Source organism: Nocardiopsis sp. FR4, from assembly GCF_009830945.1.
GTDB lineage: Bacteria > Actinomycetota > Actinomycetes > Streptosporangiales > Streptosporangiaceae > Nocardiopsis.
On record NZ_ML776455.1, the window covers coordinates 199,739 to 226,226 of the forward strand.

24 protein-coding genes and 2 pseudogenes are annotated in these 26,488 nt (G+C 71.4%); 20 read left to right on the forward strand and 6 right to left on the reverse strand.

From position 1 onward, the window contains the following. Nucleotides 1–3: 3 nt before the first annotated feature. The 8 genes from FYW95_RS03145 to truA all read left to right on the forward strand — a co-directional run bounded on the left by FYW95_RS03145 (nt 4) and on the right by truA (nt 5,103). Nucleotides 4–456, forward strand: a complete 453-nt coding sequence (locus FYW95_RS03145; RefSeq protein ID WP_159941475.1) for a DUF1707 domain-containing protein — start codon at nt 4–6, stop codon at nt 454–456. Between the two features lie 448 nt (nt 457–904). After that, nucleotides 905–1,126, forward strand: a complete 222-nt coding sequence (gene infA, locus FYW95_RS03150) for a translation initiation factor IF-1 (RefSeq protein WP_013156135.1) — start codon at nt 905–907, stop codon at nt 1,124–1,126. A 47-nt stretch (nt 1,127–1,173) separates the two neighbouring features. After that, complete coding sequence (rpmJ, locus tag FYW95_RS03155; protein WP_082206327.1) at nt 1,174–1,287, forward strand: 50S ribosomal protein L36; 114 nt, start codon at nt 1,174–1,176, stop codon at nt 1,285–1,287. Nucleotides 1,288–1,494: 207 nt separating this feature from the next. Continuing rightward, nucleotides 1,495–1,875: a 30S ribosomal protein S13 gene (gene rpsM / locus FYW95_RS03160; protein ID WP_159941476.1), complete on the forward strand. Its 381-nt coding sequence runs from the start codon at nt 1,495–1,497 to the stop codon at nt 1,873–1,875. A gap of 68 nt (nt 1,876–1,943) precedes the next feature. Then, the gene (rpsK, locus tag FYW95_RS03165) at nt 1,944–2,348 is read left to right on the forward strand and encodes a 30S ribosomal protein S11 (RefSeq protein WP_013156138.1); all 405 of its coding nucleotides are present in this window, start codon (nt 1,944–1,946) and stop codon (nt 2,346–2,348) included. A 182-nt stretch (nt 2,349–2,530) separates the two neighbouring features. Beyond that, complete coding sequence (locus tag FYW95_RS03170) at nt 2,531–3,553, forward strand: DNA-directed RNA polymerase subunit alpha (RefSeq protein ID WP_097636105.1); 1,023 nt, start codon at nt 2,531–2,533, stop codon at nt 3,551–3,553. Between the two features lie 70 nt (nt 3,554–3,623). Next, on the forward strand, nt 3,624–4,166 hold the full coding sequence (gene rplQ, locus FYW95_RS03175) for a 50S ribosomal protein L17 (RefSeq protein WP_159941477.1): 543 nt from the start codon (nt 3,624–3,626) through the stop codon (nt 4,164–4,166). 97 nt (nt 4,167–4,263) lie between these two features. Continuing rightward, nucleotides 4,264–5,103, forward strand: a complete 840-nt coding sequence (gene truA, locus FYW95_RS03180; RefSeq protein ID WP_159941478.1) for a tRNA pseudouridine(38-40) synthase TruA — start codon at nt 4,264–4,266, stop codon at nt 5,101–5,103. Nucleotides 5,104–5,143: 40 nt separating this feature from the next. Here the strand turns inward: truA and FYW95_RS03185 are convergent, their stop codons facing one another. Then, entirely contained in the window at nt 5,144–5,911 is a 768-nt protein-coding gene (locus FYW95_RS03185) for a GNAT family N-acetyltransferase (RefSeq protein ID WP_236572033.1), read from the reverse strand. Between the two features lie 76 nt (nt 5,912–5,987). Then, complete coding sequence (locus FYW95_RS28810) at nt 5,988–7,322, reverse strand: hypothetical protein (RefSeq protein WP_370462359.1); 1,335 nt, start codon at nt 7,320–7,322, stop codon at nt 5,988–5,990. Nucleotides 7,323–7,997: 675 nt separating this feature from the next. Between FYW95_RS28810 and rplM the strand changes: the two genes are divergently transcribed. The 5 genes from rplM (at nt 7,998) to FYW95_RS27965 (ending at nt 12,430) form a co-directional block, all read left to right on the forward strand. Beyond that, nucleotides 7,998–8,447, forward strand: a complete 450-nt coding sequence (gene rplM, locus FYW95_RS03195; RefSeq protein ID WP_159941479.1) for a 50S ribosomal protein L13 — start codon at nt 7,998–8,000, stop codon at nt 8,445–8,447. Nucleotides 8,448–8,484: 37 nt separating this feature from the next. Next, complete coding sequence (rpsI, locus tag FYW95_RS03200; RefSeq protein WP_159941480.1) at nt 8,485–8,994, forward strand: 30S ribosomal protein S9; 510 nt, start codon at nt 8,485–8,487, stop codon at nt 8,992–8,994. A gap of 161 nt (nt 8,995–9,155) precedes the next feature. Beyond that, on the forward strand, nt 9,156–10,493 hold the full coding sequence (glmM, locus tag FYW95_RS03205) for a phosphoglucosamine mutase (protein WP_159941481.1): 1,338 nt from the start codon (nt 9,156–9,158) through the stop codon (nt 10,491–10,493). 182 nt (nt 10,494–10,675) lie between these two features. Further along, the gene (locus FYW95_RS03210) at nt 10,676–11,707 is read left to right on the forward strand and encodes an ROK family glucokinase (RefSeq protein WP_159941482.1); all 1,032 of its coding nucleotides are present in this window, start codon (nt 10,676–10,678) and stop codon (nt 11,705–11,707) included. A gap of 216 nt (nt 11,708–11,923) precedes the next feature. Beyond that, nucleotides 11,924–12,430 (forward strand): hypothetical protein, encoded by a 507-nt coding sequence (locus tag FYW95_RS27965; RefSeq protein WP_236567672.1) that lies wholly within the window; start codon nt 11,924–11,926, stop codon nt 12,428–12,430. 118 nt (nt 12,431–12,548) lie between these two features. On the opposite strand, the pseudogene FYW95_RS27970 reads toward FYW95_RS27965, so the two are convergent. Beyond that, nucleotides 12,549–12,898 (reverse strand): annotated as a pseudogene (locus tag FYW95_RS27970) (Uma2 family endonuclease); the annotation flags it as partial. Between the two features lie 203 nt (nt 12,899–13,101). Here FYW95_RS27970 and FYW95_RS03220 point away from each other — a divergent pair. Together FYW95_RS03220 and FYW95_RS03225 are read left to right on the forward strand one after the other, a co-directional pair. Further along, nucleotides 13,102–13,875 (forward strand): SDR family NAD(P)-dependent oxidoreductase, encoded by a 774-nt coding sequence (locus FYW95_RS03220; RefSeq protein WP_159941483.1) that lies wholly within the window; start codon nt 13,102–13,104, stop codon nt 13,873–13,875. Between the two features lie 9 nt (nt 13,876–13,884). Then, nucleotides 13,885–14,649: a crotonase/enoyl-CoA hydratase family protein gene (locus tag FYW95_RS03225; protein ID WP_159941484.1), complete on the forward strand. Its 765-nt coding sequence runs from the start codon at nt 13,885–13,887 to the stop codon at nt 14,647–14,649. Nucleotides 14,650–14,702: 53 nt separating this feature from the next. On the opposite strand, the gene FYW95_RS03230 is transcribed toward FYW95_RS03225, so the two are convergent. Together FYW95_RS03230 and FYW95_RS03235 are read right to left on the reverse strand one after the other, a co-directional pair. After that, complete coding sequence (locus FYW95_RS03230) at nt 14,703–16,817, reverse strand: acyltransferase family protein (protein WP_370462978.1); 2,115 nt, start codon at nt 16,815–16,817, stop codon at nt 14,703–14,705. Nucleotides 16,818–17,298: 481 nt separating this feature from the next. Continuing rightward, a complete protein-coding gene (locus FYW95_RS03235) occupies nt 17,299–19,005 on the reverse strand; it encodes a stealth family protein (RefSeq protein WP_159941485.1) in 1,707 nt (568 codons plus the stop codon). A 683-nt stretch (nt 19,006–19,688) separates the two neighbouring features. Here FYW95_RS03235 and FYW95_RS03240 point away from each other — a divergent pair. From FYW95_RS03240 to FYW95_RS28580, 4 genes and pseudogenes are all read left to right on the forward strand, one after another. Continuing rightward, nucleotides 19,689–21,266, forward strand: coding sequence for a stealth family protein (locus FYW95_RS03240; RefSeq protein WP_201294642.1), 1,578 nt, complete (start codon nt 19,689–19,691; stop codon nt 21,264–21,266). An 85-nt stretch (nt 21,267–21,351) separates the two neighbouring features. After that, nucleotides 21,352–21,666: pseudogene (locus FYW95_RS03245) on the forward strand (CDP-glycerol glycerophosphotransferase family protein); the annotation flags it as partial. Between the two features lie 70 nt (nt 21,667–21,736). Next, nucleotides 21,737–22,747: a UDP-glucose 4-epimerase GalE gene (gene galE / locus FYW95_RS03250; RefSeq protein ID WP_160049975.1), complete on the forward strand. Its 1,011-nt coding sequence runs from the start codon at nt 21,737–21,739 to the stop codon at nt 22,745–22,747. A 95-nt stretch (nt 22,748–22,842) separates the two neighbouring features. Further along, on the forward strand, nt 22,843–22,965 hold the full coding sequence (locus FYW95_RS28580) for a hypothetical protein (RefSeq protein WP_255459338.1): 123 nt from the start codon (nt 22,843–22,845) through the stop codon (nt 22,963–22,965). A gap of 58 nt (nt 22,966–23,023) precedes the next feature. On the opposite strand, the gene FYW95_RS03255 is transcribed toward FYW95_RS28580, so the two are convergent. Then, entirely contained in the window at nt 23,024–24,568 is a 1,545-nt protein-coding gene (locus tag FYW95_RS03255; RefSeq protein ID WP_159941488.1) for an NCS1 family nucleobase:cation symporter-1, read from the reverse strand. Between the two features lie 344 nt (nt 24,569–24,912). Between FYW95_RS03255 and FYW95_RS03260 the strand changes: the two genes are divergently transcribed. Beyond that, nucleotides 24,913–26,481 carry a phosphodiester glycosidase family protein gene (locus tag FYW95_RS03260; RefSeq protein ID WP_160049976.1) on the forward strand — a complete coding sequence of 523 codons (1,569 nt, stop codon included), beginning with the start codon at nt 24,913–24,915 and terminating at the stop codon, nt 26,479–26,481. Nucleotides 26,482–26,488 lie beyond the last annotated feature (7 nt).

Here is a 26,488-nt window from a genome sequence, read left to right on the forward strand (position 1 = left end):
GCAGTGTCCGACCCGGTGCCGTCCACACGAACGTCCGACGCGGAACGCGACCGCGTCGCGCGGCTGCTCCAGGAGCACTTCGCCCAGGGGCGGCTGGACCAGGAGGAGTTCACCGAGCGCCTCAGCCGCACCTACAAGGCCCGCACCGCGGACGAGCTGGCCCTGGTCACCGGAGACCTCCCCGAGCGCGACCTCGCCGACCTCCGCGGCGCCCGGCCGGAGGACTTCGCGGTGGCGCCCCCGCTCAGCATGCGCGACCCGGCCCTGATGGTGCCGTGGGCGCTCTACGTCGGCGTCAACGTCCTGTGCTTCGTCATCTGGCTGATCCTGTTCCTCACCACCGACTACGACTACCCGTGGTTCCTGTGGGTGATGGGTCCCTGGGGGATCGTGATGGGTGTGGTGACCGTCGGCGTGCTGGCCGGTCAGCGGGGCCACCCCGACTCCCGCGAATGAGACTGCGCCCCTTCGGGCCTCCGCCTCGCTCCGGCCTGGTTCGGGCGCCCGAAGAGCGCGGTTCTCCGGTGTCTCCCGTGCCCGGCTCCTGCCCGCCCGTCGCCCGCCGCCCCCTCAAACGACGCCTACGGCGCGGTGCTGCCCGGCGGCGACGTCCGACCCCTGCGGAACCCCGCTGGCGCCCTCACATGAGAGGTGGTCAGGAGCACTTGCCGCGGGGGGATAGACTGTCACTGCCCATACGCGGGCTGTTGGGTCAGTCTGCCTTCTTTGCGCCACGTCTTCTCATCGACGTAAGCTCTTGCAGTTGACCTGATCTTCCAGTGTGCCCAGGCGTCGGTGACGGCCGGTGTGAACCGCTGTCGCCGGGGCCGTCGCGTCATGTGGGGCCACTGGGGTCGCGTCGGGTTGTCCTGATCAACCAATCGATGAGCGAGGCGTGGAGGACATGGCCAAGAAAGACGGCGCCATCGAGATCGAGGGTTCCGTTGTCGAGTCCCTACCCAACGCTATGTTCAAGGTAGAGCTCGACAACGGGCACCAGGTCCTTGCCCACATCAGCGGCAAGATGCGGATGAACTACATCCGTATTCTCCCCGACGACCGCGTCGTCGTGGAGCTGAGCCCGTACGACCTCACGCGCGGGCGCATCGTTTACCGCTACAAGTAGCCCGTGGCGGGCCCGCGGGCCCGGTACAGGATGAGTTCGGAGTCACCATGAAGGTCAAGCCGAGCGTGAAGAAGATCTGCGCGAAGTGCCGCGTGATCCGCCGTAACCGCCGGATCATGGTCATTTGCTCGGACCCGCGCCACAAGCAGCGCCAGGGCTAGTCCCCCGGTCCGCTGGTCGCGGCTTCACAGCGATCGGCCCGGCGGCGCAGCCCCCGGGCACACGAAACAACGCAAACCTGTTCCGACTCCCGCCGCCGACGCGGCGCGGGAGGTACCCCCGGTCGGAGGCCGGGGCCTCGTCGATTGGGCGACGAGAGGGTGGAACGGGCAAGACCTCCGCATAGGGCAAATAGGAGTCTCGCCCACATGGCACGTATCGAAGGCGTCGACCTTCCCCGCGACAAGCGGGTGGAGATCGCTCTCACGTACATCTTCGGGATCGGGCGCACCCGTGCGCTGGAGACCCTGAAGCAGACCGGCGTCGACGGCAACACCCGCGTCTACCAGCTGTCCGAGGAGGACCTGGTCAAGCTGCGCGAGTGGATCGGCGCGAACTACCAGGTCGAGGGCGACCTGCGCCGCGAGGTGCAGGGCGACATCCGTCGCAAGATGGAGATCGGTAGCTACCAGGGCATCCGCCACCGCCGTGGGCTCCCCGTCCGCGGTCAGCGCACGCAGACCAACGCGCGCACCCGCAAGGGCAAGAAGAAGACCGTGGCCGGTAAGAAGAAGGCCGGTAAGAAGTAGTCCGCTCGGACTGGACTGTCAACCGCGTCCGGACGACAACGGACCGATGATCTCTGGGAGTTACGCTCATGCCGCCTAAGGGCCGTCAGGGTGCCGCGCGCAAGGTGCGCCGCAAGGAAAAGAAGAACATTGTCCACGGACACGCTCACATCAAGAGCACGTTCAACAACACGATCGTGAGCATCACCGACCCGACCGGTGCCGTGATCTCGTGGGCCAGCTCCGGCCAGGTGGGCTTCAAGGGTTCGCGTAAGTCGACCCCCTACGCCGCGCAGATGGCCGCCGAGGCCGCTGCCCGCCGCGCCCAGGAGCACGGCGTCCGCAAGGTGGACGTCTTCGTGAAGGGCCCGGGTTCGGGCCGGGAGACCGCCATCCGCTCGCTGCAGGCGACCGGCCTGGAGGTCGGCTCCATCCAGGACGTCACCCCGGTTCCGCACAACGGCTGCCGTCCGCCCAAGCGCCGCCGGGTCTGATCCCGGCAGCGCGCGCCCGCGGTCCTATCCGCGCGGGCGCCGCGCCGCGCCTGATCCCGCGCGGTCCCCGGCTGGGGCCCGCGCGGGCGGGGTAGGAATCCGAGTAGTGGGCACCGCATCCGCGGTGTCCGTCCGGTGGCCGTCAAATAGCGGGCGGCCATGTGGAAGGGAAGACACGGACCATGTTGATCGCACAGCGTCCCACGCTCACCGAGGAAGCGGTCTCGGACCTGCGCTCGAAGTTCGTCATCGAGCCGCTGGAGCCGGGTTTCGGCTACACCATCGGTAACTCGCTCCGGCGTACCCTGCTGTCCTCCATCCCCGGCGCGGCTGTCACGAGCATCCGCATCGAGGGCGTCGAGCACGAGTTCACCACCGTGCCCGGTGTCAAGGAGGACGTCACCGAGATGATCCTCAACCTCAAGGGCCTGGTCGTCAGCTCCGAGCACGACGAGCCGGTGCTGATGTACCTGCGCAAGCAGGGCCCCGGTGTGGTGACCGCTGCGGACATCGCCCCTCCGGCCGGTGTCGAGGTGCACAACCCCGACCTGCACATCGCCACGCTCAACGGCAAGGGCAAGCTGGAGATGGAGCTGACGGTCGAGCGCGGCCGCGGCTACGTCTCGGCGACGCAGAACAAGCAGGCCGGGCAGGAGATCGGTCGGATCCCGATCGACTCCATCTACTCCCCGGTCCTGCGTGTGACCTACAAGGTCGAGGCCACCCGCGTCGAGCAGCGCACCGACTTCGACCGCCTGATCGTCGACATCGAGACCAAGCCGGCCATCCGTCCCCGGGACGCGGTCGCCAGCGCGGGCAAGACCCTGGTCGAGCTGTTCGGTCTGGCGCGCGAGCTCAACGTCGACGCCGAGGGCATCGACATGGGCCCCTCGCCCACGGACGCCGCCCTGGCGGCCGACCTGGCGCTGCCGATCGAGGACCTCAACCTCACGGTCCGGTCCTACAACTGCCTCAAGCGTGAGGGCATCCACAGCGTCGGAGAGCTGGTTGCCCGCTCCGAGCAGGACCTGTTGGACATCCGCAACTTCGGTGCCAAGTCCATCGACGAGGTCAAGCAGAAGCTCGTCGACATGGGCCTGTCGCTGAAGGACTCCCCGCCCGGATTCGACCCCAGCTCGGCGGCCGACTCCTACAGCTCCGAGGACGACGAGGGCGAGTCCTTCGTCGAGACGGAGCAGTACTAACCGACCTTCGTCGCCCACATGGTCCCCGGCCGAGTGCGGCCGTGGACCGCATCACTAGGAGAACGACACCATGCCCACGCCTACCAAGGGCGCCCGTCTGGGTTCCGGGCCCGCTCACGAGCGGCACATCCTGGCGAACCTGGCCACCTCGCTGTTCCAGCACGGCCGCATCCGCACCACCGAGGCCAAGGCCAAGCGCCTGCGCCCGTACGCGGAGAAGCTGATCACCCTCGGCAAGCGCGGTGACCTGCACGCCCGCCGCCAGGTCCTGACCAAGATCACGGACAAGGCCGTCGTGCACGAGCTCTTCACCGAGATCGGCCCGCGCTACGAGAACCGCCCCGGCGGCTACACCCGGATCACCAAGATCGGTCCGCGCAAGGGTGACAACGCGCCGATGGCGGTCATCGAGCTGGTCGAGGCGCTGAGCGCCCCCGCCGCTCCGGCCTCCGCCCAGGGCGCCGCCAAGGCGGAGGAGCCCAAGGCCGAGGAGACGACCGAGGCCCCGGCCGCCGAGGCGGGCGACCAGCCGGCCGAGGACACCACCTCCGACCAGACGGCCCAGGCCGACGAGACCGCCCAGGCCGAGGGCGACAAGTCCGAGGACAAGTAGGACGCGACACGTGCGGGCTGCCCGCGCGTACGCGTCCGGCGGAGTGCCCGATCCCCTGGGGGGTCGGGCACTCGTTCTTTGCGCGAAGAGGGGTGGCATGGACGAGACGACGGTCCGGGTGCGGCTGGACGTGGCCTACGACGGCACGGACTTCTCCGGATGGGCGGCGCAGCCGAACCGGCGCACGGTGCAGGGCGAGCTGGAGGCCGCGCTGGCCCGGGTGCTGCGGCTGCCCTCGGTGTCGTTGACCTGCGCCGGCCGCACGGACGCCGGTGTGCACGCCCGCGGCCAGGTGGTGCAGGCCGACATTCCCGCCGACACGTGGGAGAACGAGGGCGGGCGGGTGCTGCGCCGCCTGGCCGGGGTGCTGCCCGGGGACGTGCGGGTGCGCGCGGCCCGGTTGGCGCCCCCGGGCTTCGACGCCCGCTTCTCCCCGCTGTTCCGCCGCTACCTGTACCGGGTCAGCGACGCGCCCTACGGGGTGGACCCGCTGCTGAGGCGCGACGTGCTGTGGCACCGCAGTCCCCTGGACGCCGACCGGATGAACGAGGCGGCCCGGCGCCTGCTCGGCGAGCACGACTTCGCGTCCTTCTGCAGGAAGCGCGAGGGAGCGACCACCATCCGGGAGCTCCAGCGCCTGGAGTGGACCAGGGTGGACGAGCACCTGCTGCACGGCACGATCCAGGCCGACGCGTTCTGCCACAACATGGTCCGCGCGCTCGTGGGAGCGCTGCTGGCGGTCGGGGACGGCCGCCGGGAGGTGGACTGGCCGGGCCGGGTGCTGGGGGCCGCGTCGAGGGACTCGTCGGTGCACGTGGTCGGACCGCAGGGGCTGAGCCTGGAGGAGGTGCGCTACCCGCCCGACGAGGAGCTGGCCGAGCGCGCCTCGGCCACCCGCCGGGTGCGGGAGCTGTCCCGCCGGGGCCACACGGAGTGAGGCCGCGGCCGTCCCCGCGGGGCACGGCAGCGCCGGGGCCTCATCGCGCGGAGCGGTAGTGGTAGCCGCGCACCCGGACGAAGCCCGCCCGCCCGTACAGCCGCACGGCCGGGGTGTTGTCCTCCTCCACCTGCAGGTACATCCGTCCGGCCCCCTGTTCCTCGGCCCAGGCGGCCAGCGCCGCGAGCACGGCCCGGGCCGCGCCCCCGCCGCGGGCCCGGGGGAGCGTGGCCAGGCCGAACACCCCCGCCCAGCCGGTGTCGGCCACGGCGCGGCCCACCGCGACGACCTCGTCCCCGGCCAGCGCGCAGGCGTAGGCGGAGGGGGCGCGGACCCGGGCGAGGGTGGCGCGCTCCGCGCGGAGGTCGGCGCCCGGGCCCTGGGCCGCCCCCCGGACCCGCAGCCACGCGGGGGCGGGGCGCCCCTCCACCAGGACGCGCGGTGCCCCCTCCGGGACCCCGGACCGGACGCGCGCGGCGGGCGCCGCCATGAGCGCCAGTGAGCCGTGGCGGCGGTAGCCGCGCCCGGCCAGGGCGGCGTCGAGTTCCCCGGGGCAGGCCCCGGGGGTGATCTGGAACCGGGCGACCGTGCCCCGGGCCGTGTGGAAGCGCTCGGCCCCGGTGATCCGCTCCGCCAGGTCCTCCGGGTCCGTTCCGGCGTGCGGCAGGACCGTCCCGGTCCACCAGGCGCCGTCGGGCGCGTGGCGCAGCCACCAGCCCCGGGCGGGTTCGACCCGCTCCGCGGGCATGGCCCGGGCGGCCCTCTCCTGGAGGCCCCGCACCAGGGCGGGGTCGCTGACGGCGGTCACGGCCCCGCTCCTTCCGGACGGCGCGAGGGGCGTTCCGGCCGAGGCCGCGACGCCCCTCGCGCGCTCGGGGCCGGGGTCATCCGCGGTCCTCGACGAGCGCGGCGTGGGCCTCCTCGAAGAAGCCCTCGCCGATGGCGCGCAGCTCGGTGGCGGACTCGCTCTCCTCGGTGTCCTCGGTGCCGTCGCTGTTGGCGGCCAGGGAGAAGAGCAGGTAGCGGCCCCACTGGCCGCTGCTGCCGTGGCCGCCCGAGTGGCCGAGGCGCTCGGCCGGGCTGCCCTCCTCGCCGGGCAGTCCGGCGAACCACTGCGCGGCCACCAGGTCCTGGGCGTCCAGGGCGGCGGCGGCCTCCTCGTCGGTGGGCATGGCCGCGACGCCGACGGTGACCGCGTGGCCCTCGTCCTCGCTCAGGTAGGACGCGCGCACCATCTGGCGGCACTCGTTGTCGGTGAGCACCTGCCCGTAGTCGCCGTGGGCCCCGGCGGCGCAGTCCTCGGTGCTCTCCACGGCCACCCGGGTGAACGTGCCCTGGTCGGCCACGTCCAGGGTCTCGGGGAAGAGCGCCCCGGGGTCGAGCGCGTCGGGGTCGTCGGCCTCGTCGGCCACGGTCGCGGCCTCGGCACCGCCGCCCGTGCTGCTGGCGAGGAAGAAGGCCCCGGCGCCCGCGACGACCAGGAGCGCGGCGAAGCCGGCGATCATCATGATCCGGCGGTTGCGCGCTCCGGTGTCCGCGGAGCCGCCGCCGTAGTCGTCGTAGGAGTCGTAGTCCTCGTAGTCGTTCATCGCCTGGACGTCGAACTGGGCGGTGTCGACCCCGGCGTCGTCGGGGACCTCGTCCCGGAACATGGGGCGCTCGTTCCCGCGGGCGGGCGGCGCCGCCGGAACGGCGTTGATGTACTCCGTGGCGCCCACGGCCTCCGCGGGGAAGACCGGCTCGGGCGCCGGGGGCGCCGGGGGCGGTGGCTGGTAGGCCTGCTGGGCGGTCGGGGGCGGACCCTGGGGGAACCCCGGCGGCGGTCCGGAGGGCGCGCCGTGCGGCGGTCCGGGGGCCTGGTGGCCGGGGGGTTGGGGCCGCGTACCCGGCTGGCCGCCGACGGACGGCTGGGGCGGGCCGAACTGCCCGGGCGCGCCGTGCGGCGGCGGTCCCGGGCGCATCGAGGGCTGGCCGCCGGTCGGGACGGGGCCGCCGTGGAGGCCCGGCTGCCCGCCCTGGGGGTAGGGGGGCGCCTGGGGGCCGCTCGGCGCCGGCGGGAGCGGCTGCTGCCCGCCGGGGAAGCCCGGCTGGGGGCCCGGGGCGTGCGGCGGGTTCTGCGGCCCGCTCGGGAAGACCGGCCGGGGGCCGGAGGGGAAGCCGGGTGCCCCCGGGGCCTGGGGCGGGTAGTGCTGAGGTGGCTGGTGAGGCTGCCCGGACACGGGCGCGCCGTGTGACTGCTGTGGTCCCGATGTGGAATGCTGGCCCCGCGAGGGCGCTGGTCCGAGCAGGTCCTGCCCGTCACCGGTCTCCGGCCCGACGGGCCGCCCGTCGGGGCCGTACTGTGGCTGGTTCGGATGGGTACTGATGGGAGTCTCCGAAAGCTGTGGGGGTGGGACTGGACCGCGGTCCGCGCTGTGCGTCCGTTCTGGGTTCCCGGGTGCCGGCGACCGTGACGGGCGTCTCCAAGGTTCGTGTCGGCGCCCGTCGATACGGGCACAGACCCGCCTTTCGGTGCAAGCGTAGCCAACGCGGGGGCGGAGGAAGGACGAAGCACTCTCGGCAACGGGCATAATAAAAGACGGAGAGGTCACGGATGTGACCCCGTGCTGGCGCTGTACCCGCCGAGCGCGGTCCTGCCGGTCCGCCCCGCCGCTGGCTTTGACCTGCGCTGTGGTGGCCAGGTAGGATATTCCGTCGTTGTGCGTTGAGTTGCCGTGGGCCCCGGACTCGGGCGCCGATCCACGCACCATCGTCTGCGCACTCACCTTTCGGAGAGTCCTGTGGCAGTGCACGGGACATCCGGCCAGACACCCCGCAACCGCGGGTGTGTATACGAGTCCCCCTTCCCCGTGAGCGGGATGGGGCAGCCGACTGAAGAGCGAAGGCAAACGATCGTGCGCACATACAGCCCCAAACCAAACGATGTCCAGCGTCAGTGGCACGTTGTCGACGCTACCGATCTCGTGCTCGGGCGTATGGCGAGCCAGGTTGCCACGCTGCTTCGGGGCAAGCACAAGCCGTACTACGCGCCCCACATCGACACCGGCGACTTCGTGATCGTCGTGAACGCCGACAAGGTCGCCCTGACCGGCAAGAAGCTGGAGCAGAAGCGCGCCTACCGGCACTCCGGCTACCCGGGCGGTCTGCGCTCCGTCGCCTACGCCGACCTGCTGGAGAAGAACCCCGAGCGGGCGATCGAGAAGGCCATCAAGGGCATGCTCCCCAAGGGCTCCCTCGGCCGCCAGATGGCCAAGAAGCTCAAGGTGTACGCCGGTCCGGAGCACCCGCACCAGGCCCAGCAGCCGGTGCCGTTCGAAATCAGCAAGATCGAGCAGCCCGCCTAGGCGTTCGCAGACCTTTACAGAGAGCACGAGGAGCACCGTGGTCGAGCCCACCGGTATCGAAGACGTCGAGCAGGAGTTCGCCGAGAACCCGGAGGAGTTCCCCTCCGAGTACACGAGCGAGTCCGAGGAGACCGTCGCCGCCTACGTCCCCACCGCGTCCGGCCCCAGCGCCGGCACCGGTCGCCGCAAGCAGGCCGTCGCCCGCGTCCGCATCGCCCCCGGATCGGGCGAGTGGAAGGTCAACGGCAAGCCGCTTGAGGTCTACTTCCCGGACAAGGTCCACCAGCAGACCATCAAGGAGCCGTTCGTCTCCCTCGGTTTCGAGGGCGCCTACGACGTCTTCGCCCGCCTGAACGGCGGCGGCACCAGCGGCCAGGCCGGCGCCCTGCGCCACGGCATCGCCCGCGCGCTGGCCACCCTGGACCCGGAGAACAACCGCCCGACCCTGAAGAAGGCCGGCTTCCTCACCCGTGACGCCCGTGAGGTGGAGCGGAAGAAGGCCGGTCTGAAGAAGGCGCGCAAGGCTCCCCAGTTCTCCAAGCGCTAGTGCTCATGCGCCGGCACCCGCTCGGCTGAGCTTCGGCCCGTACGCCGTTCCCACTCCGGGAACGGCGTACGGGCCCTTCGTTTTTCCGGTGGCTCCTCCGGCCACCTCGATCTTCACCGGCGCCGCGACGCGGCGCCGCCTTCGAAAGGGGCTGTCCTCCTGTGGCTCGGCTGTTCGGAACAGATGGTGTACGCGGTCTCGCCGGCCGCGACCTGACCGCCTCCCTCGCCCTTGAGCTGTCCGTCGCCGCGGCGCGCGTCCTGACCCGCGGCGGCGACGGTGCCCGGCCTCGGGCCGTCGTCGGCCGCGACCCGCGCGCCTCCGGTGAGTTCCTGGAGGCCGCCGTGGTCGCCGGGCTGGCCAGCACGGGCGTGGACGTGGTGCGCGTGGGCGTGCTGCCCACCCCGGCCGTGGCCTATCTCACCGGTGCGCTGGAGGCCGACTTCGGCGTCATGCTCTCCGCCAGCCACAACCCCGCGCCCGACAACGGCATCAAGTTCTTCGCGCGCGGAGGCCAGAAGCTGGAGGACGCCCTGGAGGAGGAGATCGAGGGCATGCTCGGCGTGCCCTCCACCCCCGCCGTGGGCGCGGAGGTCGGCCGGGTCGTCGACGCCCACGACGGGGCCGAGCGCTACGTCGAGCACGTGGTCGCCTCGGTGCCGCACAGCCTCAAGGGCCTCAAGGTGGTCGTGGACTGCGCCAACGGCGCCTCCTCCCTGGTGGCCCCCGAGGCGCTGCGCCGCGCGGGCGCGGAGGTCGTCGCGATCGGTGACCGGCCCGACGGCCACAACATCAACGAGGGCTGCGGCTCCACGCACCTGGAGGCTCTCCAGGAGGCGGTGCGCCTGCACGGCGCGGACGCCGGTATCGCCAACGACGGCGACGCCGACCGCTGCCTGGCCGTGGACGCCGAGGGCCGCGTGGTGGACGGCGACCAGATCCTGGCCATCCTGGCCACCGAGGCCAAGGAGGCCGGGACCCTGGCCGAGGACACCCTCGTGGTGACGGTCATGTCCAACCTGGGCCTCAAGCTGGCGATGGAGCGGGCGGGCGTGACCGTGGTCGAGACCGCGGTGGGCGACCGGTACGTGCTGGAGGAGATGAAGCGCGGCGGCTTCGGTCTGGGCGGTGAGCAGTCCGGGCACGTCATCCTGCTGGAGCACGCCACCACCGGCGACGGCGTCCTCACCGGCCTGCACCTGCTGGCCGCGATGGCCCACCGCCAGCAGGGTCTGGCCGAGCTGGCCAAGGTGATGACCCGCCTGCCGCAGGTCCTCATCAACGTCAAGGACGTGGACAAGTCCCGGGCCGGGGACTCCGAGGAGCTCGCCGCGGCCGTGCGCGCGGCAGAGGCGGAGCTGGGCGAGACCGGCCGGGTGCTGATCCGGCCCAGCGGCACCGAGCCCAAGGTCCGGGTCATGGTCGAGGCGCCGGAGCAGAACCAGGCCATGGCCGTGGCCGAGCGCCTGGCCGGGGTGGTGCGCTCCGCGCTCGGATAGGGGTTGTGTTTCCCCGGCGCGGGTTCGGGCGCCTTCAGGGCGGGAACCTTCGTTCTCTGTGTGCCCTGGGTGTCTCCCGGGGCTGGCGGGGACTGTGCGCGTACTCGGGCACGGGAGTGGCCGGGTGCGCGTTCTTGTGTGCGACGACCCGCGGGGGCGGGTCCGGGACGGTGGAGTTGGTCATGGTGGCGAACACGCGGTACGGGCACGCCCTGACGATCGGGGTGGACATCGGCGGGACGAAGGTGGCCGCCGGGGTGGTGAGCCCCGGCGGCCGCGTCCTGGCGCGGCTGCGCACGGAGACCCCCGAGCGCAGCAAGAGCCCGGCCGTCGTGGAGGACACCATCGTCTCGGTGGTGGAGGAGCTGCGGACGGAGTTCCGGGTGCGCGCCGTGGGGGTGGGCGCGGCGGGTTTCGTCGACGAGCACCGGGCGAACGTCCTGTTCGCCCCGCACCTGTCCTGGCGGCGCGAACCGCTACGCGACGCCCTGTCGCTGCGGCTGGGGCTGCCGGTGGTGGTGGAGAACGACGCCAACGCCTCGGCCTGGGCGGAGGTGCGCGCCGGAGCGGCCCGGGGCGTGGACAACGTCGTGGTGGTCAACCTGGGCACCGGTATCGGCGGCGCGGTGGTCCTGGACGGGCGGCTGCGCCGGGGCCGGTACGGGCTGGCCGGGGAGTTCGGGCACATGACGGTGGTGCCGGGCGGCCACCGGTGCGAGTGCGGCAACCGGGGCTGCTGGGAACAGTACGCCAGCGGCAACGCACTGACCCGGGAGGCCCGCGAGCTCGTGGTCTCGGGGTCACCGGTGGCGGAAACGCTGCACCAGGCGGTGGCCGGTGACGTCGGCCAGATCACCGGGCCGCTGGTGAGCGAGCTGGCCCGCAAGGGCGACCGGGCGTGCGTGGAGTTGATGCGCGACGCGGGGGAGTGGCTGGGGGCGGGCCTGGCCAACCTGGCCGCGGCGTTCGACCCGGAGCTGTTCGTGGTGGGCGGCGGGGTGTCGGAGGCGGGCGGGCTGTTGCTGGACCCCGCCAGGACGGCCTTCGAACGCAGTCTGACCGGCCGGGGCTTCCGTCCGGAGGCCCGGGTGGCCGCCGCGGCCCTGGGCAACGAGGCGGGGATGATCGGCGCCGCCGACCTGGCCCGGGAGGCGCTGCCCCGGTGGTACCAGCGCCGCCGCCAGCCCCGCCTGGGGCGCTTCGGCCGGAACTAGTGGTGCGCGGCCCCCGACTGGTGTCGCGCGGCCCCCGCTCTCCGGGACCACCAACCGCCGTCTTAGGCGCGGTGCCCTTCGTCGTTCCGGGGATGCGGACTCGCCTTTTCCCGTTGACGTGCGACGTCACGGACCTTCTGTGTAAGGTGGCCCGGCTGCCGGACGTTTTCCGTCCCCCAGAGTCCGACCTTCCCTCCAGAGAAACCGCCGAACGCGATGACCCGCACCCCTCATCCGCCGCGACTCCGGCGAAGCGAAGCGCGTCGGCTGGAACGGCGCCGTCGGCGCCTGCTCATGGCGGCGCTGGCCTGTGGAACGGGTGCCCTCACCATGGTGGGCGTGCTCGTCGTCGTCCTGCTCGCCCAGGGGCAGGACCGGACCGGAGACAGGGCCGAACGGCAGGAGGAGGCCCGCGTGTCCCCGACCTCCGCGGCCACCGCCCCGGACCCCGTGACGCCGAGCCCCGTACCCGTCCTCACGGCCTCGGCCTCGGAGGAGGCCAGAGCCCGGGAGGTGGAGGAGGAGCCCTCGCCGTCGGAGGAGCCGGAGGAGGGGAGGGCGGACGCGGAGGAGGAGAGGCCGCCGGCTCCCGAGGCACCGCGTCCGGCGGGGAGCGGCCCGCAGCCGCCGCCCGCTGACGATCCGCCTCCTCCCCCGCCTCCGGAGGACGACGGCGGGAGCGGCGGCGGTGAGGACCCCGACCTTCCCTGGTGGCCCTGGTAGCGGACCGCCCCGCGCGGTGCCGGGTGCCCCGTCCCGCCCCCGCCGCCCCCGGCGGTGCGCGGTACTTCGGGGAAGGGGTTTCCCGGTCCCCCTGGGCGCCTGGGCGGCCGGCGCCCTCTCTGGCCAGTGCCCTGACGTCGATGTCGACCGGGAGGGGCACGTCCAGCCTGAGGCGGTTCCGGGCGATGGCGGTGGGCACGTACTGGGGGGTCTTCGTCCCGCCGAGCTCGTAGACGTGGATGACGGGTTCGCCCTTCTCCCTCTCGACGCGCCAGAAGTGTGGAATGCCCGCCATGGCGTACTTGTCAGGTTTCGTCAAGCGATCCCGCTCCTCGGACTCCTCGGACGCGATCTCCACCGCCAGCAGCACCTCATCCGGGGAGCTCCCGGGGGAAGGTCGTCCATGTCGTCGGCGGTCCAGCCGCCGGGCGGGGGCGTGAACCAGTCGGGGAGCGGCTCGGCGGTCATCGAATCCCCCGGGTCGCTTCCTGAGCCCGCTCTAATCCGGTGACGGCGGTCATGACAGGACGGTGGCGCTGGGTGACGACACGGTGGGGCCGTTCGGCGAAAACGCACGTCGGCCGGGGCGCGGGTGCCGAGGCCGGGTGCTGCCCGCAATTAACCGAACCCGGTTCTAGTGTGGCGGCGGCATTCTCTGTAGAGTGCGGCCCATGGATCTCAACGGAATCTCCGCCCTCGTCTCGGGCGGCGCGAGTGGCCTGGGCGAGGCCACCGCCAGGGAGCTCGCCTCGGCGGGCGCGACCGTCGTCATCGCCGACCTCAACGCCGAACGCGGCGAGGCCGTCGCCAAGGAGATCGGCGGTGTCTTCGTCAGCACCGACGTCTCACAGGAGGACCAGGTCCAGGCCGCGGTCCAGGCCGCCGTCGACACCGGCAGGCCCTTCCGCGTGGCGGTCTCCTGCGCCGGGATCGGCTGGGCCACCCGCACCGTGGACCGCGAGGGCAAGCCCCACGACCTGGCCAGCTACCAGAAGGTCATCCAGGTCAACCTCATCGGCACCTTCAACGTACTGCGCCTGGCCGCGGCCGAGATCGCCAAGACCGAACCGCTCAACGAGGACGGCGAGCGCGGCTCGATCGTCAACACCGCCTCCCTCGCCGGAATCGAGGGGCAGATCGGCCAGATCGCCTACTCCTCCTCCAAGGGCGGCGTCATCGGTATGACCCTCCCGGCCGCCCGCGACCTGGCGGCCGTCGGCATCACGGTCAACACCATCGCCCCCGGCATCCTGGAGACCCCGATCTACGGGCAGGGCGAGGCCGCCGAGGAGTTCAAGAAGCGCCTGGCCGCCCCGGTGCCCTTCCCCAAGCGCCTGGGCACCGCCGAGGAGTTCGGCAGGCTGGCCCGCGCGCTGCTGGAGATCAGCTACGTCAACGGCGAGGTCGTGCGGATCGACGGCGCGCTGCGCATGCCGCCGAAGTAGGGGGAGAACGTGTCTGACGAGGTTCTCTACACGGCCGAGGACGGCGTCGCCGTCATCACCATCAACCGGCCCCAGGCCAAGAACGCGGTCAACGCCGCGGTCGCCGCCAAGGTCGCCGAGGCGCTGGACGACCTGGACGCGCGCAGGGACCTGACCGTCGGCATCATCACCGGGGCGGGCGGCACCTTCTGCGCCGGGATGGACCTCAAGGCCTTCATGCGGGGCGAGGTCCCCCTGGTGGAGGGGCGCGGGTTCGGCGGCTTCGCCGAGCGCGGGCCGAGGAAGCCGCTGATCGCCGCGGTGGAGGGCTACGCCCTGGCGGGCGGGTTCGAGGCCGTGCTGGCCTGCGACCTGGTCGTGGCCGCCGAGGACGCCAAGTTCGGCATCCCGGAGGTCAAGCGCGGCCTGGTCGCCGGTGCTGGCGGTCTGCTGCGCCTGCACCACCGGATTCCGCGCAACATCGCCATGGAGCTCGCGCTCACCGGCGACTTCGTCGGCGCCGGGCGCCTGGCGGAGCTGGGACTGGTCAACCACGTCACCCCGAGCGGCGGCGCGCTGGAGGGCGCCCGCGGGCTGGCCGCGCGGATCGCCGCCAACGGCCCCCTGGCGGTGCGGGTCTCCAAGGAGGTCATCACCGCCTCGGACGACTGGTCCACCGGGGAGATGTGGGAGCGGCAGAACGAGCTGACCGGACCGGTGTTCGTCAGCCAGGACGCCATGGAGGGCGCGGCGGCCTTCGCCGAGAAGCGCCCGCCGGTGTGGAAGGGCGAGTAGCCAGGTACAGCGACGGCGGCCGTCCCGGGGACGGCCGCCGTCGTCGTGTCCGCTCACTCCGCGGCCAGCAGGCTCCCGGTCGACTCGGCGAGGGTGTCCTGGCTGGCGGGCGCGTGGGGGAGGGACCGGAACAGGGAGGGCTCCATGACCACGGCCAGGGACTGTGAGAAGGCGTAGGAGAAGTGGTTGGTGTCGTAGTACACCACGTGGTTGCCGATCACCCCGGGGCACACGCCCTCGGTGCACAGGTAGTCGGTCATGTCCACGAAGCGGGTGTTGCCCGGTACACCCGTGAGACCCCCGTAGGGCGCGACCTCAGCCATGGAGGTGTACTGGTCCATCACGCAGTCCGCACGGTGGTTGCGGTCCAGGCACTCAGGCACCCGGAACGGGAAGCGGGGAGTGTCGCGCACGGCCACCACGTCGATGCCCATCGCGTCGAGCTGGCGCCAGCGCTCCACGAAACCGTCGGGGACGTGCTCCTCGCCCTCACCCTTGCCGCGTGCCGTGAGCGTGGCCAGGCCGAACACCGCGTCCGGCCGAAGCTCGGCGAGTTCGTCCATGACCTGTCCGTTCCAGTCGTTGCACTCGGGGAACGCGTCCCCGTTACGCCTGTACTGGGTCTCCGTGGTGAACTGGCAGGAGTTCTTGGTGATCAGCACCAGGCGCCAGCCGTGGTGTTCGGCCAGGGCGCGCAGGCCGTGGACCCAGTGGCGCACGTGGGAACTGCCGACCATGGCGATCGTGTAGTCGGAGTCGGTGTCACCGAACTCGCAGCTCACCAGTTCGGTGCTGGAGGAGGACGCGATGCAGCCGCGGGTCCGGTCCACGGTGTCCTGGATGACGGTGCTGGTGTCGGGGTGGACGGGCAGCACCGGCAGGGTGTCCGCCAGGGCGGGGTCCAGGTGCACGGCCGCGCCTGGGTAGGCGGCCGGGTTCGCGCTCAGCTCCAGGCGCAGCCGCCGCTCGTGTTCGATGGAGCCGCTCCACAGACCTGCGGCGACGAGTACCGGGACGACGAAGACCACGCCTGCGGCCAGGGACCAGATCGGGGTGCTGAAACGGGTGGTCGCCCGGGCGAGGCCGCCGTCGATGATCCAGCTGGTGAGCAGGGCCGCGGCGAAGGAGACCCCCAGGACCAGGAAGCCCCCGGCCAGCGTCGGGCGCTCGCTGTCGGTGACCTCCAGGTGGAAGACCAGCACCGGCCAGTGCCACAGGAAGAGCGGGAACGCGTGACCGCCCAGCCAGGTGAGCGGGCGCCAGCCCAGCAGCCGGTTCGCCGACCATCCGTCGGCTCCGTTCGCGCCCCCGACGATGACCAGCGCGGCGGCCAGGGTCGGCCACAGGGACGCGTAGCCGGGGTAGGGCAGCGCGTCGCCGATGACGACGCCGCAGGCGACCAGGGCGGTGAGCCCGAGCCACCCCGCTGCCAGTCGCAGCCAACGCGGCGGTCGCACGCGGTGGATGACCAGTGCCAGGACACCGCCCAGGGCCAGCTCCCACAGGCGCGCGCCGGCGTCGAAGTAGGCCCACACGGGCTCGTGCGCGGTGATCCACAGCGAGTACCCGAAGGACACCGCGAGGACCGCGGCCACGGCGGCCAGGGCGGCGCGGCGGACGCTGGCTCCCAGACGAACCGCGACCAGTCCGGCCAGCGTGACGAGGAGCGGCCAGAGCAGGTAGAACTGCCCCTGGACGGCCAGGGACCAGAAGTGCTGGACGGGGCTGGCGGCGTTGTTCTGCGCCAGGTAGTCCACGGAGTCGCCGGCCAGGTGCCAGTTGAGGTGGTACAGCGCCGCCGCCCGCACCTCGGCGATGACGTCGGTCCACCGGGAGCGGGGCAGGAGGAGGTGGGCGCCGACCAGCACGGCGCCGAGCACGACCGCGCCCGCCGGGAACAGCCGTCTGACGAGCTTGCTCCAGAAGGCGCCGAGGGCGATCCGCCCGTCGCGTTCCATCGCCCTGACCAGGGAACCGGTGATGAGGAAGCCGGTGAGCAGCAGGAAGACGTCCACACCGCCGGAGACCGTGCCGAACCAGATGTGGTACACGGCGATCAGCAGGGCGGCGACGGCGCGCAGTCCCTCGATGTCCGGGCGACGGCGGCCACGGACGGGCGGACTCACGTCGATCACGTCGGTTGCGCGGCCGAGGGCGGAAGAGAACACAGATCAGCCTTGGGCTCGGGGTGAGAGGAGGGCAGGGCAGCCGGTGTGACGGCTCGTACTCGTCGGGGCCCGAAGGGATGGAAGGCGCCCGGGAAGACCCTGCCGGTCCAGTATCGGCGTGTCCGGTGAGTGCCTGGTCAGGAGTGCGGAGCCTGTTGCCGAGCCGAGATGGAATCTGTGTGGATATGTGCCCTGACATGGGCAGATGTGTGCACTGGATCACGCTGGGGGTGGCGGCGGGTGGTCGCGCTGTTGCCTGACGGGAGTCGGTCGGCGTGGCTCTGTGGTTGGAGGGGCCGGCGAGCGCCTGACAGCCGACACCCGGGTGGTGGACGCCGGGGGCCCGGTGTCGATGGTGCTGGACGGCGAACCCGTACTCCTCGGAGTCTCCGAGGAGAGGGGAAAGACCCGTCGGAGACGTTCTCGTGGTGACCGCTGAATGAGAAGGTGGCGACGTCCCCCAGAGGACGCCGCCACTGACTCAGGGCTTCTCCGCCGGTGAGGGGAAGGGGAAGTAGTGGTTGAGGAAGTCGCTCATGCGACGGTGCACCTCGTCACGGCTCTCCTCCGGGACGTCCACTTCGTTCAGGCAGAAGAAGGCGTAGTGGCGCCTCTGGCTGATGTCCCCCAGCAGACGGTCCGCGTCCTCGCGGCTGACGTTGACGTAGCGGTAGCTGTACTTGCCCGGAATGCCGAGCCCCGTCATGAGGGCGTGGTTGTAGTGCATCGGCGAGGTCACCGCGATGTCGGTGGGAGCCCGGAAGCGGGAGCGCGCGGTGCGGGCGAACTCCTCGGGGAACAGCTCCTCCAGTTCAAGGAGCACCGAGCGGCGCTGGGGGAGCGGTGTGTGCAGGAAGTTGTTCGTCGTGAACTTGCCGTGCACCCCCTCCAGGAGTTTGCGGACGTTCTTGCTCGCGGAGTTGGTGGCCGTCTCGTCCGCGCGGGGGGAACCGAGCCCGATCTTCAGGGGTGAGACGGGGACCTTGATGATGCCGTTGCCGTGGAAGAAGTGCTGGGGGGTGACGGGGCGGCCGAAGAACACGTCGTCGTTGAGGTAGAGGTAGTGCTCGGACAGGCCCGGGATGTGGTGCAGGCGGGTCTCGATCGCGTGGGAGTTGAACACCGGCAGGGCGTCCTCGGGGAAGATCTCGCGGTGGTCCACCACACGTACGCGGTCCTGGGAGGTGTCCAGCCAGGACGGGGTCTGCCCGTCGGTGACGATGTAGACGTTGCGCACGAACGGCGCGTACATCTCCAGGGACCGCAACGAGTACTTCAACTCGTCATGACTCGTGTACCGGGAGGAGTTCGTTTCCTTGTCCAGGATCTGGGCGGCCTCGCCCTTGTAGCGGGCGCGCTTCTCCCGGAGGGCGGGCTCCTCGCCGTCCACCCAGGTGTAGACGACATCGATCGGGAAGGTGACGTCGTGGGTCGTGGGGACGGTGAAGCCCTGGAAGGTGGGGAAGTCCCGGCCGCGGACCTGGATGGTAGCCGGTTTCTGCTCGCTGGAGGGCAGAACGTCGGAGACGAGGTTGCGTCTGGGAGCGACCAGTGAGTCCCTGAAGACCTCCTCGGAGGCCTGGGGTTGAACCCATGCGAGAGCCTCCTGGCCAGCGGGGGAGTCGAGGAGCTTCGCGCCGTCCCGCCAGAACTCCACGTCGCAGCCGAGTTCGGGGGTGCCGAGGAGTTGTCCCTCGCCACCGATCCGGATCTCACCGATCCGCAGTACCTCGGCTTCGGCCAGTACCGGGTTCAGTCCGTTGTCCGCGCAGACCATGGTGTGCATGAACTTGGTGCTGTTGCGCGGGCGGGAGATGTACACGGCGCTTCTGCCCTGCCGTTTGAGCAGGGAGTCCAGGAAGGCGCGCTGCTCACTCTGGTGGACACCGACGGTGTGCCGGAAGGCGGTCGGCGAGGGAACGAGGAAGTAGGAGATCCCGGCGGCCTCCAGGGCGTCGGTGACATAGCCGAGATTGTCTGCCGCCGCGTCCTGGGCGGTGAAGTTGTCCACCACCCTGCCGGGCAGGATCTGGTCGTCGACGGTCACCATGCGCAGAGAGGTGTCCGAGTTGAGGAGGGCTCGCCGGTTCGCCGCCGAGCGCTGGCGCCAGAGGAGTTCTGCGACGTGTCGCTTCTTGTCCTGAAGGGTCTGGGAGCGGAAGCGGTTCACGCGGGATCGCAGACTCATGCTTGGGGCACCTCTCTGGAAGTACTTCGGGGACGACGGTGACCCGGCCGATCGAGACACGGGTGCGCGAGCCATGCGGAGAGAAGGGTTGACGTCGCTCAGGTCCCCGGGAAAGACTCCGGTCCCGCATGCCGGTACAGGTCGGCTGTAGGACGTCCGAAGCGCAGTTTACTGCATATTCCCCTGCGCTTCGGGCGTGATTAAGGTCGCCGCCAGGCCCGGTTCGGTGTGGCGGGTGCTGTCTCTGCAGCGGCCCCGAGGGTCGTCCTCTCAGCGGCCGGGGTTCCGTGGATGCGGTGGTGCCGAGAGCCGAGGACGCCCGGGGTGCTTCGAGGGTTACACGGGATTCCATATCGTTGTTCTTCTGATATGAGATGGAATCATTGTTCTTGTCACACATGTGCTCTTGGTCTGTTTCATCGAGTACTGTGACTCTTTGCGGTCGAATGCGTATACGGGACTGCGTCGTGAGCTCCGGTCGCCCGGCATCCCGGGAATTCACTCCACGCCCATGCCCCGGAGAGGTCGACCGCGGCACCTCTTGCGACTGAGGACGGTAGTCAGCGATGATCCATGTGCGGAGGCTCGTGTCACGTCTACGGATTAGGCGGAGACTCGCAGAACGCCTTCGGTTGAGGGCCAATGCCAGGTGTGCCGCCTCCATCGCCGAATCGACGCCCGGAGTGTCCCCCGTCACCTGGCGCGGTGAGTCGCTGTGCGGGCGGCGCGTGGACGGTTTCACCGCCAAGGACGCCGCGGAGTCCAACCTCCGCCTCGTGACCGGAGTCCTGGAGGCAGGCGGTATCGACTACTTCCTGGTCCCGGGCAAGAACAGGACGGGCCACTGCGTCGGTGTGGCGCGTGGCGACCGCGATCGGTTCCTCGCTCTGGTCGCGGAGCGTCACGGTTCCGGCCCCCTTCTGGTGGGTGTGCCCAAGGGAGGCGGCAGGATGACCCAGATCTCCTTCGCCTCGGGGCGGATTCCGCGCTCTGACGTTCTGCGTTTCTGCGAGCTGCGGCTGGGCGCCCGGGGACAGGTACTCGGGGGCTACGAACTCGGCTGCGACGTGGAGTTCTGGCGCGACGGTTCGGAACTGGTGGGAGAGGGGGGGAACTCCTTCCTGAAACGGCTCCGGATTCAGGACGGAGAAGAGGTGCTGAGGGGGGCCCTGGTGGCACCCCGGCACAACCGCGTCGCTGACATGCTCCCCCAGGACATGCGGAAACCGGCGTGGGCGGAGGTCGGAGCACGGCAGATCCCGACCTTCGAGGTCTTCACCGCGACCACCCCCGAGGACGTCACCTTCCCGATCGATGTCGTCTACACCTGGGTGGACGGCCAGGAACCCGCTCTGCGGGAGAAGCGCGCCCGCTATCTGCCCGAGGAGAAACGGGACGTCGCCCCGTGGGAGTTCGGTGAGTCCCGGTACACGAGTCATGACGAGTTGAAGTACTCGTTGCGGTCCCTGGAGATGTACGCGCCGTTCGTGCGCAACGTCTACATCGTCACCGACGGGCAGACCCCGTCCTGGCTGGACACCTCCCAGGACCGCGTACGTGTGGTGGACCACCGCGAGATCTTCCCCGAGGACGCCCTGCCGGTGTTCAACTCCCACGCGATCGAGACCCGCCTGCACCACATCCCGGGCCTGTCCGAGCACTACCTCTACCTCAACGACGACGTGTTCTTCGGCCGCCCCGTCACCCCCCAGCACTTCTTCCACGGCAACGGCATCATCAAGGTCCCCGTCTCACCGTTCAAGATCTCCCTGGGCTCAGGTGCTCCTGGGGCCACCGCTCCCAACGCGGCGGGGGGCAACGTCCGCGCGTTGCTCCACAGGAGCCGGGGGAGCTTCGTCACTCAGCGCTTCCTTCACACTCCGCATCCGCAGCGGAAATCGGTGCTCAGCGAGATCGAGCGGGAGTTCTCCGCTGACTTCGCCCGTACGACGCGCTCCCGCTTCCGGTCGGCCAGCGACATCGCCCCCGTCTCCATGGCCCACCACTACGCCATGATCACCGGTCGGGGGGTGAGTGGTAAGTACCGTTACCGCTACCTCGACATAGCGGGGGAGAAGGCGGAGGGGCAGTTCCGCGAACTGGAACGCGACAGGTCCTACGACCTGTTCTGTGTCAACGACGTCGACTCCGACAACCGACAGAGGCGGAGAATGCGGGAGTTCCTGGAGGGCTACTTCCCCTTTGCCGCCTCCTGGGAGGGAGCACACCGCTTCGGACAACGGTCCGACCTGGCGGCGTGACTCCCCAGCCGGGGAAGCCGGCCGCGAGCGGCTGCCGCCGACACCGGACCCCTACGTCCTCCCCGAACGGGACCCGTGCGGTGGGACGGACATCCTCGTCACGGACCACTCGTCGCTGATGTTCGACTTCGCCAACACCGGCCGTCCGATGCTGTTCTTCACCTACGATCTCGAGGACTACCGGGACAACCTCCGCGGGTTCTGCTCCGACTCCGGGGAGACGGCCCCCGGCCCGCTGCTGCGCACATCGGACGAGGCCATCGAGTCCATCCGCGGGATCGACGGGGTCCGGGCGTCGTACGCTGAGCGCTACCGGGCGTTCGTGGACCAGTTCTGCCCCCTGGACGACGGCAAGGCCGCGTCCCGGGTCGTCGAGAGGGTCTTCGGCGAGCTCCTCTGAGCCGGACGGGTCCGGTGGGACGGGCCGCTCCGCGCGGGGCGGCCCCACGAGACGTAAGGAGGCAAGGGCTGTGCGGATCCTGCTGACCGGAGGGGCCGGGTACATCGGTTCCCACACCGCGGTCGAGTTGGCCGGACGGGGCCATCAGGTGGTCGTCCTCGACAACCTGGTGAACAGCAGCGCCGAGGCCGTGCGCCGGGTCGAGAAGATCACGGGGACCCAGATCCCGTTCGTCGTCGGCGACTGCACCGACAGCGACGTCGTCGAGAGGGTCCTCGCCGAGCACGGCGTCGACGCCGTCGTGCACTTCGCCGGGCTCAAGGCGGTCGGCGAGTCCGTGAGCCAGCCGCTGCGCTACTACCGCAACAACCTGGACGCCCTGCTCACCCTGGCCGAGGCGATGGACCGGGCGGGCGTGCGCGACCTGGTGTTCAGCTCCTCGGCCACGGTCTACGGGGACCCGGAGAACGTGCCGATCCCCGAGGGCAGCGCCCTGCGGGTGACCAACCCCTACGGTGCGACCAAGCTGTTCGGCGAGCGGATCCTGGAGGACCTGGCCGCCGCCTCGTCCGACTGGCGGATCACCGTGCTGCGGTACTTCAACCCGGTGGGAGCCCACCCCAGCGGGCTGATCGGGGAGGACCCCAACGACATCCCCAACAACCTCTTCCCCTACATCTCCAAGGTCGCGGCGGGCCGCCTGCCCGAGCTCACGGTCTTCGGGGACGACTACGGCACCCCGGACGGGACCGGTGTGCGGGACTACCTGCACGTGGTGGACCTGGCCAGGGGCCACGTCGCCGCGCTCGACCACCTGGCCGACCAGCGGGGGTTCCGGGCGTTCAACCTGGGCACCGGCCGGGGGACCTCCGTCCTGGAGGCGATCCGCGCCTTCGAGGAGGCGTGCGGCCGCCCGATCCCCTTCCGGGTGGGGCCGCGCCGCGACGGCGACATCGCGACCTGTTTCGCCGACCCGGAACTGGCCAACCGGGAACTGGGCTGGCGCGCCGAGCACACGGTCGCCGAGGCGTGCGCCGACGCCTGGCGCTGGCAGTCGGCCAACCCCGACGGCTACCGCTGACCACGGAGGGGCGTTGACCGGGTGCCGGTACGCCGGTCAACGCCCCGCCTGTCCCGGGCGTCCTGCCATGGGCGACAAAAGGAGCGAAACGCACCATGGATCTGGACTGGGACACCCCCTACGAGGAGGGGGAGGAGTTCTTCTACGACGACGACGGCGCCTTCGGAGTGGGGCTGCCGCCCGGAGCCGACCCTCCGGACCACGGCGAGAACCCGTGACCGACGGGTGAGGGGCCCGCGCACGCGCGCGGGCCCCTCACCCCTGTCCCGGCCCCGGTCAGTCCCGGACCGCGGCCCGCCGGTCGGGGAAGAGCACGCTCAGGCCCCAGTGCAGCAGCAGCCCGCTGAACAGCCCCACGACCCAGCCGTAGTCCGCCAGCGGGGCCAGGAACGGGATCAGCCCCTCGGCCGGGAAGGGCCCCGAGCCCTCGGGGGAGTGCGAACCGCCCACGGCCAGCAGCGCGCCCGCGCCGAAGGCCGCAAGGGCGCGCCAGTTCCACCCGTGCGTGTACCAGTACTCCGAGCCGCGTTCGTACAGCGCGGGCAGGCTCAGCCGGGTACGGCGCAGCAGCCAGTAGTCGGCGAGCAGGATGCCCGCCACGGTGCCCAGCACGCCGCCGACCGTGCCCAGCCACGTGAAGATGTAGACGCTCTCGTTCTCCAGCAGCCTCCACGGGAGGATCAGCACGCTGACCAGGCAGGTGACGATCGCCCCGGTGCGGAAGCTGATCAGCCGCGGTCTGAGGTTGGCCAGGTCGTAGGCCGGGCCGACCAGGTTGGCCGCGATGTTGGTGGAGACCGTGGCCAGCAGCACGACGAAGACCGCGAACAACAGGCCGATGCCGCTGTCCATCCGCGCGACCACGTCGATCGGGTTCCACAGGGGTTCGCCGTAGACCGCGGCGGTGCCCGCCGTGACCATGACCGCCAGCAGGGAGAACAGCGTCATCGTGGTGGGCAGGCCCAGCGACTGGCCCAGGACCTGGGCGCGCTGGGAGGAGGCGAAGCGGGTGAAGTCGCTGATGTTGAGGGTCAGCGTCGCCCAGTAGCCGATCACGCCCATGAGCGAGGGGAAGAACAGCGCCCAGAAGGACGGCCCCCAGTCCAGCGGCTCGCCGGAGCCCAGGGACAGCATCGCGCCCAGCCCCCCGGCCTCCACGGCCATCCAGGCCAGCAGGGCGACGCCGCCGAGGACCATCAGGGGCGCGGCCCACACCTGGACCCGGCGCACGCCCTCCATGCCCCACAGGATGATCCCCAGCTGGGCCGCCCAGAACAGGCCGAAGGACAGCCACAGGGTCCACGGGTTGCCGCCGACCACCGCCGCGCCGGTCCACCCGTCCCCGAACAGGCGTCCGGCCAGGACGTACACGCCCTGGCCGCCCACCCAGGTCTGGATGCCGTACCAGCCGCAGGCGACCGCCCCGCGCAGCAGCGCGGGCAGGTTCGCGCCCCGCAGGCCGAAGGAGGCGCGCGCGAACACCGGGAAGGGGATGCCGTACCTGGCCCCCGCGTGACCGGTCAGCACCATCGGCAGCAGCACGACGAGGTTGCCCAGCACCACGGCGAGCATGGCCTGGCGCCAGTCCAGTCCCGCCGCGATCAGCCCGCTGGCCAGGGTCCAGGCCGGGATGCTGACCGACATGCTCACCCACAGGGCGCTGAAGCTGCCGGTGCCCCAGGTGCGCCGGGACATCGGGACCGGCTGCAGGTCGGAGTTGACGAAGGGGCCGTCGGGGAGGGCCGCGTCCTCGGCCAGGGAGACCCGCCCGTCGGGGTGGGTGAGGGCGTCGGGTTCCGCGGAGGGCGGGGCGTGGGTCACGGGGCACCTTGGTTTCGATGGAACTGTCAGGGAGGGGCGGGGTGCGGGCCCCACCGACGGTGGAACCCGGAGAGAAGCGCGGAAAAATCCCTTTCTGTCACGGTCCGCCGAATATCTTCGCACGTCACACTCGGACGTGACCCGGCACCACCGAGGGACCTCGCGTCCCCCGGACCCCGTCGGCTTCCCTCCGTGACGAAGCGGTTCCGCGTGGTTGTCGCCGGGTTTCGCCGCCCGTACCCTGGCCGTCCCCCTCCCGTCATGCCCGGGGGCGACCCTGATCCTCGGCCCGGGGCTCCCGCGGCCCGTCCCCCTCCACCCGCCCGTCCACGTAGGGAGGTCCCGTGCCCCGCTCACACGGAAGGCTCGCCGCCTGGCTGCTCGCGCTGTCCCTCGCCGCCGTCGCCTGTACGGCTCCGGCCGCGCCGGAGGTTCTCCCGGCCTCCGCCGCCGTGGCCCGGGAGGTCTCCGCCCTCCCCGAGGACTGGTCGGTGCGGGAGGTCGAGCCGGGCTTCCTGCTCTACGAGGGCGAGGTCGTTCGCGGAGAGGATCCCGCCTGGTCGGTGTCGGTGACCGCGGGGCAGGACTGGCTGGGCTCGCGAGCCGAGGCGGAGGAGGTCACTGCCAAGCTCGCTGGTCTGGGGTGGGCGGCGGAGGTGGTGGAGATCGCCTGGCCGGAGGCCTTCGTCCAGGCGGGGCTGGCGCTGGGGTGGAAGGTGGTGTTGCGGGAGCGGTATGCGACCCGGGCCCGGGCCGAGGCGCGCGCCGCCGAGCTCGGCGACGGGGGCTGGCGCGCGTCGGTGGAGTGGTCGGGCGCCGAGCCCTATGGCGGGTACTCCAGGACCCGGGTGGTGGCGGCCGTCCTGGACCCGGCGGAGTTTCGCGGAAGCGTGGAGGCCACCTTCGGGGAGCGGATCGACGCTGCGAGCACGGTCGCGGAGATGGCTCGTGAGGGGGGCGCCCTGTTCGCGGTGAACGGGGGCTACTTCGTGATGGAGGAGGCCGACGGCGTGCCGGGGACCCCGGCCGGGATCGGTGTCTACGGCGGGCGGCTGGAGAGCGAGGCCGTGGAGGGCCGGGCGGCGGTGGTCCTGGAGGGCGACGGGTTGTCGCCCTCGTTCGTGGAGCTGTCCACCGAGGTCACCGTCTCGGTGGACGGGCGGGTGCGTGAGGCGGAGGGGGTCAACCGGGTGCCCGGGGTGCGGCGCAACTGTGTGGACCCCCGGCGGCCGACCCGGTACCCGTTGCATGACGTGACCTGCCGCCTGGACTCGGAGCTGGTGGTGTTCACGGACGCCTTCCGCGGTTCCACCCCCGAGACCGGTGGGGTTGAGGCGGTGGCGGACGCGGCGGGTGTGATCACCTCGGTGGGGGCCCCGGGCGCCGAGGTCCCGGCCGGGGGGCACGTCGTGCAGGGTGTGGGAGGGGCGGCCGCGTGGCTGGAGGAGAGCGCCGAGGTCGGCGAGCGCCTGAGGGTTGACACCCGGGTGGTGGACTCCGGGGGCGGGGAGCTCGCCCTGGGCGAGGGCACGAGCGTGGTCAACGCGGGTCCGCGGTTGGTGAGCGGTGGCCTGGTGGGTATCGATGCGGAGGTCAACGGGCTGATCCACCCCGACGATCCCCGTTTCGGGTACGCGTGGGCGTTGCGGGGCAATCCGCGGATGGCGATGGGGGTGGACGGCGCGGGTCGTTTGTTGTTGGTGGGTGCCTCGGGTCGGGCGCCGGGGGAGAGCGACGGGTTCGGTCTGGAGGCGCTGGCCGGGCTGATGCGGGACCTGGGCGCGGTGGAGGCGGTGGCGTTGGACGGCGGGGGTTCGGTGTCGATGGTGCTGGACGGCGAACCCGTACTCCTCGGCGTGTCCGCCCGGGGCGAGCGGTCGGTCGGGGACGCCGTCCTCGTGCGCGCCGGGTGAGCGTCGC